This window comes from Streptococcus oralis (assembly GCF_003943825.1).
In the GTDB taxonomy this organism is placed as follows: Bacteria; Bacillota; Bacilli; order Lactobacillales; family Streptococcaceae; genus Streptococcus; species Streptococcus oralis_CD.
The window spans coordinates 1-13,944 of sequence record NZ_RJNJ01000010.1 but is presented as its reverse complement, the minus strand read 5'-3'; the positions used below and the strand labels follow the sequence as shown (position 1 = coordinate 13,944).

At 40.4% G+C, this 13,944-nt stretch carries 4 protein-coding genes and 1 pseudogene; all 5 read left to right on the top strand.

Translation table 11 applies throughout. The annotated features are described in order from the left end of the window. Nucleotides 1-179 precede the first annotated feature (179 nt). Entirely contained in the window at nt 180-767 is a 588-nt protein-coding gene (locus D8863_RS08675) for a TlpA family protein disulfide reductase (protein ID WP_001168154.1), read from the top strand. Nucleotides 768-826: 59 nt separating this feature from the next. Further along, nucleotides 827-9,472: an LPXTG-anchored isopeptide-forming adhesin PadA gene (gene padA, locus D8863_RS08670; RefSeq protein ID WP_125441672.1), complete on the top strand. Its 8,646-nt coding sequence runs from the start codon at nt 827-829 to the stop codon at nt 9,470-9,472. Nucleotides 9,473-9,548: 76 nt separating this feature from the next. Continuing rightward, nucleotides 9,549-11,363 carry a G5 domain-containing protein gene (locus D8863_RS08665; RefSeq protein ID WP_125441671.1) on the top strand — a complete coding sequence of 605 codons (1,815 nt, stop codon included), beginning with the start codon at nt 9,549-9,551 and terminating at the stop codon, nt 11,361-11,363. A gap of 362 nt (nt 11,364-11,725) precedes the next feature. Then, nucleotides 11,726-13,792 (top strand): annotated as a pseudogene (locus D8863_RS08660) (SHIRT domain-containing protein); the annotation flags it as partial. A 15-nt stretch (nt 13,793-13,807) separates the two neighbouring features. Further along, nucleotides 13,808-13,944, top strand: a 137-nt coding sequence (locus D8863_RS11370; RefSeq protein WP_438827527.1) for an SHIRT domain-containing protein, incomplete at its 3' end; no start/stop codon positions are given.

Here is a 13,944-nt window from a genome sequence, read left to right as displayed (position 1 = left end):
GGGTTTAGCGTGGGNAAGAAAAAAGTTTACAATTTGACAACATATTTNTTGAAATACGAATTAGTAAATGATAAAATGTTTTTTGGAATAGATGAGTTTCGGAGAGTTTATAAATTATTTACTATATTATTTACTCGAGTTCTACTCGCCATATTTCATTAAAAAGGAAAGGAGATTCTATGCAAAAAGATAAGTGGTGGCTTCCGTTTTTAGCAGTGGGAGTCATCATCGGATTGTCGGTGGGTTTGATTTATTATACTAGACCCGCTAAGGACGGAGAAGTAGGGACTTCATCAGTTTCGCAATCAACTTCAAGTGCTGAGAACAATACTGCCTTGAGTCTAAAAGGTCAACAACTTCCAGAATTTAAAATGACTTCTCAAGACGGTAAATTGGTTGCTAGTTCAGAGCTGTATGATAAACCTATGTTAATTGTCGAATGGGCTAGTTGGTGTCCTCATTGTCAGAAACAACTACCCATTGTTCAGCAGATGTATGAAAAGTATGGTGAACAGATCAATTTTGTTTTACTAAATATGAACGAACCTGGTAAAGAAACGAAGGAGAGTGCTGATCGATACATTAAGGAAAAAGGATACACTTTCCCTTATTACTATGACGAAGATCAATCAGCGGCAGATCTATTACAGGTTCAGACCATACCAAGTATGTATTTTGTGACCAAAAAGCAAGAAGTAAAAAATGTATTGGTTAATCATTCCGATGCGGAAAGCTTTTCTAAAGAGTTGCAAACACTACTCAACTAACATATATCTACTATAGAAAAGGGGGAAGAAGAAATCACAATAGGATTTCAGAAATAGCAATGAGAGATTTCATTAAAAAGGTCTCCATATTGTTTATCATTTTATTCTTATCTGTTCCATTAGCCTTAATGGGACAGCTACTTGGTAGCGCTGCAGCAAATGAAGGCGGTAGTACTATTGAAGTAGGTGGAAATACAAAGATAACACAAAATGGATGTTCCCGTAAAATTGAAAAAACGGAAAAAATTAGCTGGCGCCTGCCTAGAAAACCAGTGGATTTGGTAATCTTGCAGGATGCGAGTGGATCATTTAAGAACACCATTCCAAATGTCCAGAATGCTTTAAAAACTCTGACGACATTTGTGAAGGAAGAAGAGTATGATGAAAATAACCCACGTTTGGTTAAGACTGATAATCCAGATACATCAGACCGGGTTATGATGGCAACCTTCCAAGGTGCAGATGGATACAACTACTACTACAATAATGATTTTACAGGTCGTAAAGATGTTTATGGTAGTTGGGGACCTGACTATGATTACAAATACAAGGCAAGTAACTTGTCTTCTGATCAAAATGATATTCATCAATTCATTAATAATATTAAAGTAGCGGGAGGAACACCAACTGTTCCAGCTATTGACGATGTCATTGCTCAATATAATGAAAGAAAAGGGAATATGGCTAATGGTCGTAAAACTATCTTTCTTTTGATTACGGATGGTGTTGCCAATGGGAAACGTGACCCTGATGGTAAGGTTCGTCTAGAGTACAGTGACTATCGGAACAATATTCTTACACGTGCATGGAATTTTAATGAACTAACAGAGGCTTCTCAAAACGTTTTAGGGCGTGTGAAAGAGGTTAAGGAAGCATCTACAAGACTTAAAAATGTTGTTGGTTCTGAAGGAACAGTAGTAGTTGGTTTCTGGGAAGACGTAACAATCTTTGCGAATTCCAAAGCTCAGTACTATGACACATATAAAGAAGGTTATTCAAAATATTTTGATATAGGGGATAACCGAAGTGTCCAAGAGATTTTCCATGAAGCATTAGAGGGGATGGCTTCTCCAGTTAAAAATATCAATGGAAAAGATGTTTCCTTCTATGTTAATGAACAAAGCGATATCAATAAATTCTCAAGTCGAGTTCTAGAATCTGTTGGTGCTGCTCTGGTTAAAGAAGATATCAAAGGTGAGTTTGAAGTTACTCCAGGATATAAGGTAGATGCAGTTCGAATCAATGGTAAGAAGATTGTATCAAAGGTTACCGATTCGAAGAAAGAAATTCGTGGTAAGATTGTTCAAGAAGGAGACAAGGTTACAATCTATGTTCCAGAGAGTGTCTTTAATCCAGGAAACAACAAGTTTGACTATGATTTGAGTAAGGAAGCACATGCTGAACAAGTTGATGAGGATGATGAGCAAGACCCTCCTGCAGACTACAAACCAGTTAAGGAGACAGTTCCAGTTCCTGAGCTGACTGGTAAATTTAAAGTTGGTGATTTTGCGACTGAAACAATCGGTGGTTCGAAAGAAACTGTAGAAGTTCAAAAACTTGAATACTGTTACCCAAGTGCTACTAAGAAAATTGCAGACCAAGATCAAAGCAATGATACTGGTACTATTGAAGATCCGCTTCAATTAACCAAAAAATCATCCTATGCAGCGAACTTGTCTGCGAAAGATGAAACATTTACTTATACAGTAGATTACAACTTCAACAACGCTCCATATGAGTTCAAGAAAAATGTTATGCTGACTGACCCTCTTGACTATCGTTTAGAAGTTGTAGGTCATCATGCTTCTGGACCACAAGGTCAAATCTTGACTCGTGTAGTGAAACAAAATGACGATCTCGGAAACGAACGTGAAGTTGTTGTTGCTGATGTACCAAGTGTGAATGGTTATGAATACTTAGTGCTTCAAAAAGCTAAAATGACCATTACCGTTCGCTTGAAGGAGAAATATCGCAATAATCAAGCGAGCAAAGAATTTATGGCCCTTCTTCAGGATAATGATGGTTTCGGTTTGCTGAACCAGGGTAATATCATGTGGAATGGTGAGGATAATAATCCTGATCCAAGTAACCATGCTAAAACAGCTGACAAACCAAGTACAATTCGACGCTCAAACCCAGTCTATGTCAAACCACCAGTCGAGACAGAAATTACAAAGAAGGTCAATGATAAGGAACATGAAGATCTTAAGACGGAAGACGAAGTCTTCAAGTATAAGGTATCTGTTCCATGGCCAGGTATTGCGAATAACTTTAGCATTACCGATACAGTTGTTCCAGAATTGGAAGTTCAGGCAGATAGCTTGAATGTAAAACTTGGTGAAAAAGATAATACTGAGTTGAAAACTGCTACAAAAGTTGAAGGTCAAACTGTTTCACTGACTTTTGATAAAACTCAACTTGAAAAAATCTCACGTAAGGTAACGCGTCGTAAAACTAAAGATGTTCAATACCTTGAATTGACCTTCAAGGCTAAGATTCGTCCGGGTGCTGACCTTTCTAAATATAAGGAAGATGGTCAAATTAAAGTACCTAACACGGCAGATGTTGCCTTGAATGATATCAAGAAAACATCGAATAAAGTAACGGTTACACCACCAAAACCACAAGAACCTTCTATTGATAAGAAGATTAATGAGAACTTGGATACATTCCAAACATTTGATGGGCAACCATACAACTACAACATTACTACAGCTGTGCCGAGTGATGTTGCTAATTACAAGAAATTTGTGATTCGTGATACACTGGATGCTAATTTGGAACTTGCAGGAGACGTAAGTATTAAAGGTTCCGCAGCGGCCCTCTTTGATATCCACACCAATGGCCAAGAGATTACGGCAACGGTGAAGGATGGTCAGTTTGGTGAACTTGCAAAATACTCAACTGTTGAACTAGTCATTCCTGCAAAAGTTAAAAATGGTGTGACAGGTACAACCATTGAAAACAAGGCTTCTATTTCCTTTACAAATGAGAATAATGTAGAGAAAGAAGTTGAATCGAAACCTGTAACCGTAACGCCACCTCCTGTAACGAAGAAGATCAATGAAACTCTTGATCACTTAGATATCGCGACAGGTCAAGCGTATAACTACAACATTAAGACAAAACTCCCAACAGATATTACAGATTATAAGAAATTTGTGATTACAGATACACTTGAAGGAGATTTGTCAGTTATCAATGAAACTTCAAGCAAACCAGTTATCAAAGGAGCAGCTGCCGCCTTCTTCGATGTAACAGTTGAGGGTCAAACCGTGACTGCAACGATGAAGGACTTTGCGAACGCTACAGACCTTGCTGGTCAAGAAGTGGAATTGATTATTCCGGCTAAGATCAATGATGGAGTGACTCGTATCAACATTCCAAATACTGCGAAGTTCAGCTTCACAGATAAGAACGATCATAGCGGAGAAAAAGAAACGAAACCTGTCACCGTAACCCCTCCATCAGAACCAGGTGTTGATAAGAAAATCAACGAAACACTGACAGAGGCAACAATCGGTGCGGAAACCGACTTTACTTATAATATCAAAGCGAAATTACCAAATGATATTACAACGTACAAGTCCTTCGTTGTAACGGATACCTTGGATGAGAACTTGACTCCAGGTCAAGCTGAAATCAAGGGAGCGGCAGCGAAATTCTTCGATGTAACAGTTCAAGGTCAAACCGTGACTGCAACGATGAAAGATTTTGCGAATGCGGGTGACTACGGTAACCAAGAAGTAGAGCTCGTGATTCATGCCAAAGTGAAGAAAGGCTCAACTGTTCCATCTATTGAGAACAAAGCTAAGATTACTTACACCAACAAGAATGACCAACAAGGTGAGAAAGAAACCAAGCCGGTCACTGTTACACCACCATCAATCACGAAGAAGGTGAATGGTCAGGAACACGCAGATCTTGGTAAGTTATCAGAAATCTTTACTTATACGATTGACTCAACGGTTCCACATGTGGCAGATAGCTTCACCATTTCAGATGATATCGTCAAAGAATTGGCATTTGAAGGAGAAGCAACGGTTACTGTTGATGGCCAAGCTGTTCAAGACCTCACTGTAACAACAGAAGGTCAACGTTTGACGGTCACATTTGGTAAAGAGCAAGTGAAACAATATGCTGGTAAAGCTGTACAAGTTTCATTTAAGGCTAAGGTGAAGGAAGGCATTACCTTTGATGCACTCTTAGCAGCTTATCCAAATGAATCAAAAGACAAGCCGGTAGTACCAAATACTGCTAGCTACATCATTAATGATAATCCTGATTCTAAGAAAGAATCAAAACCAGTTACCGTTACACCACCACCAACCACTACTCCAGAGCTTAAGAAGGAAGTAAACGGAGCAGAACGTTATGATCTTGCAAAACGTAATGAAGAGTTTACTTATACTTTGAAAACAACAATGCCTGCCAGCGCAACTGTGTTTGAGATGACAGACGAGTTGAAAGAAGTTCTAGAATTTGTTGGTGAGAATGCTTCAGCCACTGTTAAACTTGATGGTGAGGATGCAGGATCGAAGGCGACAGTGACACTTTCTGGTCAAGTCATCAAAGTTGCCTTTACAGAAGATTCTGTCAAAGCAGATGCAGGTAAGTCAATTGAAGTGAATTTCAAGGCTAAGATTAGAGATAATGCCAACTTATCAGCTTATGTGAATAAAGATGGTAAGACAGAGATTCCGAATAAGGCTTCTTACGACATCGATCACAATCCGAAATATCACAAGGATTCCAATGAAGTTCCAGTAACGCCACCAACACCAGAAGAGCCAGAAATCAAGAAAGATGTGAACGGCAAAGAAGCTGAAACTCTTGACAAACGCGACCAAGTCTTCACCTATAACGTGAAAACAAGTGTAGCGCAAGATGCGACAGCCTTCTCAGTCACAGATACCCTAGTGGACGTTCTTGAATTCGCAGGAACTTCAAGTGCTAAATTGAATGGTCAAGCGCTTGAGGCTAGCCAAATCAAGGTAGACGGTCAAACCATTACCTTGACGCTTACAGAGGAACAAGTGAAAGCCAATGGCGGTCAAGCAGTTGAATTAACATTCGACGCGAAGATCAAAGCTGGCGCGAACTTGTCCGCATATGTGAAGGAAGGCGGTCGTACACAGATTCCGAATATGGCTTCTTATGACGCAAGCTTCCCACACAAACCAGGTGTGCACAAGGACTCGAACGAAGTCCCAGTAACGCCACCAACACCAGACGAGCCAGAAATCAAGAAAGATGTGAACGGCAAGGCAGAAGAAACTCTCGCAAAACGTGATGAAGTCTTCACATACAATGTGAAAACAAGTGTAGCGCAAGATGCGACAGCCTTCTCAGTCACAGATACCCTAGTGGACGTTCTTGAGTTCGCAGGAACTTCAAGTGCTAAATTGAATGGTCAAGCGCTTGAGGCTAGCCAAATCAAGGTAGAAGGACAAACCATTACCTTGACGCTTACAGAAGAACAAGTGAAAGCCAATGGCGGTCAAGCAGTTGAATTAACATTCGACGCCAAGATCAAAGCTGGCGCGAACTTGTCCGCATATGTGAAGGAAGACGGTCGTACACAGATTCCAAATAAGGCTTCTTATGACGCAAGCTTCCCACACAAACCAGGTGTGCACAAGGATTCTAATGAAGTCCCAGTAACACCTCCAACACCAGACGAACCAGAGATCAAGAAAGATGTGAACGGCAAGGCAGAAGAAACCCTCGCAAAACGTGATGAAGTCTTCACATACAACGTGAAAACAAGTGTAGCGCAAGATGCGACAGCCTTCTCAGTCACAGATACCCTAGTGGACGTTCTTGAATTCGCAGGAACTTCAAGTGCTAAATTGAATGATCAAGCTCTTGATGCAAGCCAAATCAAGGTAGAAGGTCAAACGATTACCTTGACCCTTACAGAAGACCAAGTGAAAGCCAATGGCGGTCAAGCAGTTGAATTGACGTTCGACGCCAAGATCAAAACCGGCGCAAACTTGTCTGCATATGTGAAGGAAGACGGCCGTACACAGATTCCGAATAAGGCTTCTTATGATGCAAGCTTCCCACACAAACCAGGTGTGCACAAGGATTCCAATGAAGTCCCAGTAACGCCACCAACACCAGACGAGCCAGAAATCAAGAAAGATGTGAATGGCAAAGAATCAGCAACACTTGCGAAACGTGATGAAGCCTTCACTTACAACGTGAAAACAAGCGTAGCGCAAGATGCTACAGCCTTCAGCGTAACCGATAAGATCGAAGATGTTCTTGAGTTCGCAGGTAAATCAAGTGCAACCTTGAATGGTCAAGCTCTTGATGCTAGCCAAATCAAGGTAGAAGGTCAAACCATCACCTTGACGCTTACAGAAGACCAAGTGAAAGCCAATGGCGGTCAAGCAGTTGAATTAACATTCGACGCGAAGATCAAAGCTGGCGCGAATTTGTCAAAACATGTGAAGGAAGACGGCCGTGCACGGATACCGAATAAGGCTTCTTATGACGCAAGCTTCCCACACAAACCAGGTGTGCACAAGGATTCGAATGAAGTTCCAGTAACGCCTCCAACACCAGAAGAGCCAGAAATCAAGAAAGATGTGAATGCTAAAGCTGAGGAAATCCTCGCTGATCGTGACCAAATTTTCACTTACAACGTGAAAACAAGTGTCCCAACAGATGCGACAGCCTTCAGTGTAAGCGATACACTTGAATCTGTTCTTGATTATGCAGGTTCAGTAAAAGCGAGCTTGAATGGTCAAGCCCTTGATGTAAGTCAAATCAAGGTAGAAGGTCAAACCATTACCTTGACGCTTACAGAAGACCAAGTGAAAGCCAATGGCGGTCAAGCTGTGGAATTGAGCTTCACTGCGAAGATTAAAGCGGGAGCTGATTTGACTCCATATCTAACAGATCGTGGATTCACTGTTCCAAATACGGCTTCTTATGATGCAAACATTCCACATAGACCAGGGCTACACAAAGATTCGAATAAAGTTCCGGTTATCGTTCCAAAAGAACCAGAACCAGAAATTACGAAGAAAATCAACCGTACCTTGGACCACTTGGATGTGGAATACGACGCACCATACATGTATAATGTCAATACCGCTTTGCCAAAAGATATTGATAAGTACAAAGAGTTCACAGTCACAGATACACTCGAACCGGTCTTGGCAATCGCTGATACACCAGTAGCTTATGTAGATGGACGTGATGCAAATGGTGCCCTTGAAACAAGTGTTGAAGGAAATACAGTCACTGTGAAAGTGAAAGATTTCGCTCGATTGAAAGGTTTCAAAGAAATCCAATTGTATATTCCAGCTAAGCTCAAAGCTAACAGTGATTTGAGTGCTTACAAGGACCAATTGGTACCAAACAAAGCAACTGTAAACTTCAAAGATGCGAATGGTCAATCTGGTAACAAGGAAACAAAACCAGTAACGGTGAAACCGCGTGACCCAGAAAAACCAACAGATCCGACACCAGGTGAACCTGCTAAGACAGTTGGACCAGAAAATGGATCAACACCAGGGACTTCATACAACTTGCCAAATGCAACAGATACTTTCCGCTTCGATATCACTACTCTGGTTCCAACGGATCCAGTGGATGAAAATGGAAATGCCAAGAAAGATCAATATGGTCGTCTTGTCAAGACAGATTTGACGAACTTTACGGTCAGTGATGAAATTCATTCAGTTTTGAAAGTCAATAAAGACCGCATCGCTCTTAAAGTTGAAAACGCTCAGTTTGACAAGCTCAAAGTAGCTCTTCAAGCTCAACTTGAACAGGCAGAGAAAGAACTCAAAGCTTTGACAGGTAAGTCAACTGATGAGACCTCAACAGAGAATAACAAGAAGGAAGACCTAAAAGCGGCGGAAGCTAAAGTGGCTGAATTGAAAGCGAAGTTGGAAGCAGCTAAGGCAGCGCAACCAGCTAAACCAGCTGAAACTACAACACCAGCTACTCCAGCAACAGCTGCTGAAGAAACAACACCAGCTACATCTGATTCTTCTGCAACAGAAGATAAGAAACCTGCAACTAGAGAGCCAAGTCAAGGTCTTGCAAGCCTAGAGGCAGAGTTGAAAGCAGCTGAAGAAACCTTGGCTAAGCTTCAAGCACCAGCGGAGAAAGAAGCAGAATTAGCACCAGCTGATAAGAAACAACAACAAGAGAAACTTGAAAATGAAATCAAGAACCTGAAAGAAGCTCAAACTAAGCTTCAAGTGGCTATTGATAAATTGAGTAAGGTTTCAAATGATCGTAGTGAATTAGTAGGTAAAGAGTTGGAAGCAATTGCCACTGTTACTTACGATGAATCTCAAAACATTGTAACTCTTGAAATCAGCGATAAGGATGTTCTCGAAGCCTTGAAGGGAAGTAAAGTAACTCTCGTTCTTTATACCAACTTCAGAGAAGGAACAGATTTTGCACAATTCGCGACAGGTGTACCAAATACAGCTGAAGTAAGCTTTAACCATAATCCAAAGCCAAAAACTACCAACAAAGTTGTGGTGTTCCCACCAACACCACCAACACCAGAAAAACCACAAACTCCGCCACCAGGTGGAACCGTTCCTCCAGCAGAACCTAAGAAAACATTGCCAAATACAGGTTCTGAAGGATCTTCAATCTTTGGAGTACTTGCAGCCCTAGCTCTAGGACTTGCTGGACTTCTAGTTTGGAAGTGTAAAGCTGAACGTTAGTATCATATAGTAAGAGGAGAGTAGAAAAATTTACTCTTCTCCTTACTGTATATTGAAAGTGTTAAGGGAAAAAATAATGAGTAGAAAAAAATTATTAAAGTTAGGGATTTCTATACTTGCTTTAAATGCGCTTGGAGTAGCAACTTATCATGTAGCTCCTGACTTGTATCGAATTCCAACAGTGCATGCAGAAGAGACTCCGGCAGAAGATGAAGAAATTCCAGACGGACAAGAGCGAAACATTGCAAATACGTTCAAAAGAATGCTCAATAATATAGAATCTTCGATTAAGGATTATACAGATAGTCCAGATGAGGAGAATAAAGAACTCCTAGAGGGTGATGTAGAAGAAGCAAAGAATTTTTTTGCGACTGCAAAGAAGGCAATGAAGAGTCCAGAAGGTCAAAAAAGTTTTGCGGCACTTGAAGCTCGTTACAATGAGTTGAAAGCCAAGGCTGAGGCGCTTCTCTCAGGGGGAGATTTAAAAGAAGAACATCAAGAAGTCACAACTACTGAGGAGATTCCTTACCCATCTCGGACAGAAAACAATGCAGACCTCGCTGAAGGTACTCGAAAGGTAAAACAAGCGGGAGAAAAAGGTCAGAAGAAAGTTGTTTGGGATGTTACTTTGGTAAATGGCGTTGAGAAAAAACGTGATAGAAAGAGCCAAACGGTAATTAAAGAACCAGTAGAAGAAATCATCGAAGTTGGAACTAAGAAAACAGGTGTAGAAACCAAAGAAACAGTGACTGTAGAGGAAAAAGTTGCTTTCAAAGAAGAAACGAAAGTAGACCCAGCACTGGATAAAGGCCAAACACGTGTTGAAGAAGGTGAAGAAGGTATTGATGAAGTCACTTATGAAGTGACAAAAGTGGATGGTGTTGAAAAATCTCGTAAAGAAGTTTCACGCAAGACCAAGAAAGCTGCAAAAAACAAGATTACCTATACCGGTGGGAAAGCTGTTGTAACGACTAAGGAAGTAACCAAAACGGAAGAAGTTGCCTTCCAGACTCGTGAGGTTGAAAATGCACTCTTAGCTGAAGGTGTTCGCCGAGTGAAAACAGCTGGGCAAAAAGGTGTTCGTACGATTGTTGAAACAGTGACTTACACAGACGGAGTTGAAACAGGTCGAGTTGAGAAATCAAACACAATCACTACTCCAGCAGTAGACGAAGTTGTCGAAATTGGAACTAAGAAAGCAGCTGTTGTAACGACTAAGGAAGAGACCAAGACAGAAGAAGTTGCTTTCCAAACTAAGGAAGTAACAAATCCAAATCTTCCAGAGGGCAGTCGTCAAGTGAAGACAGCTGGTAAGAAAGGTGTTCGTACGATTGTTGAAACTGTCACTTACACAGACGGAGTTGAAACAGGTCGAGTTGAGAAATCAAACACAATCACCATTCCAGCAGTAGACGAAGTTGTCGAAGTTGGAACTAAGAAAGTAGTAGCCCCAGTTGTAACGACTAAGGAAGAGACCAAGACAGAAGAAGTTGCTTTCCAAACTAAGGAAGTAACAAATCCAGATTTTCCAGAAGGAAGTGGTCAAGTGAAAGCTGTTGGTAAGAAGGGGGTTCGCACCATTGTTTATACAGTGACATACACAGATGGCGTTGAAACAGGTCGTGTTGAGAAATCAAACACAATCACTACTCCAGCAGTAGATGAGATTGTTGAAGTTGGAACTAAGAAAGTAGCTTCTACAACAACCAACGGTAATAAGAATGATACTGCAACAACAGGGAACCAAGCTGAAAGCACTAAGAAAGAAGAAACTGCAAGCCAAGAACAGAAAGTTCTACCAAGCACAGGTACAGCTTCTACCAGTCTTCTTTCAATGATTGGTTTATTTATCGCCGGTCTAGTAGGCTTTGTCGTTCGTAAGAAGGACTAAGGCTCTCTAATATACAAAAGTATCTTTTGTACGAGAAATACTAAAAAGAACCCAGAATTTATTCTTGGGTTCTTTCTTTATAAAAAATTAAATATATTAATGTTTATGTGTGGCTTGAGTACGTTATGAAACTCATAGAGTGATAATAGGATTAACTATAAAACAGTTATTCACATAGTGTAAACGCCTTTTCTAAAATTTTTATATTTTAATTATTCTCACCGAAAATTGACAATCTGGAAATACAAAATAATAAATTTTTATCTATAATCTACTTTTAATTGCCCTTTTTTTGTGTTAAAATGAGATGAATATTTCTTTTGAAATGATTAAATAATCATTTTTAATTTTGGAGGTACATTATGAAATGGAAATATCGCATGAGAATGCCTTTTTCTACTATTTTCAGTAGAAAAAAACAGGCTTTTCTCGGATTAGTCGTTTTACTTTTTTCTATTCTTCTTCTTCCGCTTCAATCTTATGCGGCTTTAGAAGAAATAAAAAACGGAACGGATATCTCAACCTTGGATATTCGTAAGTTTAATTTGAACATCAACAATTTTAGTGTTTTATCTAAATCACAGGCTGTTGATCAGTTTCATTTATCGAATCCCCACTATGAATATCTCTGGGGTGGTGCCTATCCAGGCGAGATGGAAAACTTTACTCTTAAAGTAGATAAAAGTAAAAAACAGGATCAAGTTTTCGAAAATCCTCTTTCTCTAAAATTCACAAATATTGGGACAGTCAATGGTAAACAAGTAGATGCTTATCTAAATTTCAATAAAGTAACCCTACACTATCTTAATACTGCTCAGGCAGAATCTGAGATGAATAGTGCTCAAAAATCTACTGTTGAATTTTTCTCAATTTCTGAATTATGGGAAAGTAGTGCTTTTGAAATTGGGAATGTTCCCTATGTAGATGCGGCTCATGACTACATTATGAATAAGGCTTTTTGGCTTGATGCGGATGTAACAGCAGAGTTGCGTTATGCAGATGGTTCCGAGACAGATTTGAAGTTGGTTATGAAGCCAACAGACATCGATGCAATGGATGCCAACAACTTGAAGGAAACCTTCTATGTTAAAGATTATCAAAATGATGTTAATCTTCGTTTGATGAATAATGCCAATGTTTTAAGACAGGAAGATCAAGGAGATCGAACTGCTTGGGTAGCAACTCAGATTACAAGCGGTAGCTATTCTGAGAACAATATCTCTGGTTTTGCCCTTCGATCAAATAGTAATAGTATGAATTTTGGTTACTCATCAACAGAGGTTGCTTCGGCCGTCTTTGGTCTTTATATTGAAAAAATTGATCCGAGCCCTGTTCTAGCAGTGGATCCTACAGAGATTCCAGCTAAGGAAGGACAAGATGTAACCTATAAAGCTACGTTTAAAGTTCCGGTTCCAGGTAAGGACATTTTAGCAACGCCTTCATCTATCGAAATGGTTCAGAATTTTGATGATCGCTTGGAATATAAAGAACTTAAAGTTGAATCAGGTGGAGTGACTCTGCAAGAAGGACGTGACTATACGATTGAGAAGTCAGGTCAAACAGTTACTGTTAAAATGACACCTGAGTACATAAAATCAAATTCTGCCGCTGAGATTATTATCACTTATAAAACAGCTACCAACAAAAAAGTAGAAGAAAAAGGTCCTGAAAAGATTGACAATACTGTAACATTGCATGTTGATAATTTATCAGCTCCTTCTAATCAGGTAAGCACTGCCCTTCTTTATGAAAAACATCATGAGTTTGTGAGTGGGACCCCAGGTAAAGATCTTCCACAAGAAGTGAAAGACTTGCTTCCAGCGACAGATAAGAACTTGTCTAATGGTACTCAAGTAACGCCAACTCAACCAAGTAAAACAGAAGTGAAGACAGCAGAAGGCACTTGGAGCTTTAAGTCTTATGACAAGGCATCAGAAACCATCAATGGAGCGGACGCCCACTTTGTCGGTACTTGGGAATTCACCCCAGCACCAACTTACAAGGCAACACACGAATTTGTTAGCGGAACGCCAGGCAAAGAACTTCCACAAGAAGTGAAATCCTTGCTTCCTGCAGACCAAACAGACTTGAAAGATGGTAGTCAAGCGACTCCAACTCAGCCAAGTAAAACAGAAGTGAAGACAGCAGAAGGCACTTGGAGCTTTAAGTCTTATGACAAGGCATCAGAAACCATCAATGGAGCGGACGCCCACTTTGTCGGTACTTGGGAATTCACCCCAGCACCAACTTACAAGGCAACACATGAATTTGTCAGCGGAACTCCAGGNAAAGACCTTCCACAAGAAGTGAAANCCTTGCTTCCANCAGANCAAACAGACTTGAAAGACGGTAGTCAAGCGACTCCAACTCAGCCAAGTAAAACGGAAGTGAAGACAGCAGAAGGCACCTGGAGCTTCAAGTCCTACGACAAGGCATCAGAAACCATCAATGGAGCGGATGCCCACTTCGTCGGTACTTGGGAATTTACCCCAGCACCAACTTACAAGGCAACACATGAATTTGTCAGCGGAACTCCAGGCAAAGACCTTCCACAAGAAGTGAAAACCTTGCTTCCATCAGA

Excerpts from the sequence above, each read along its gene's own strand:
- D8863_RS08675 (WP_001168154.1), top strand. The coding sequence starts at position 180 with ATGCAAAAAGATAAGTGGTGGCTTCCGTTTTTAGCAGTGGGAGTCATC.
- padA (WP_125441672.1), top strand. The coding sequence starts at position 827 with ATGAGAGATTTCATTAAAAAGGTCTCCATATTGTTTATCATTTTATTC.
- D8863_RS08665 (WP_125441671.1), top strand. The coding sequence starts at position 9,549 with ATGAGTAGAAAAAAATTATTAAAGTTAGGGATTTCTATACTTGCTTTA.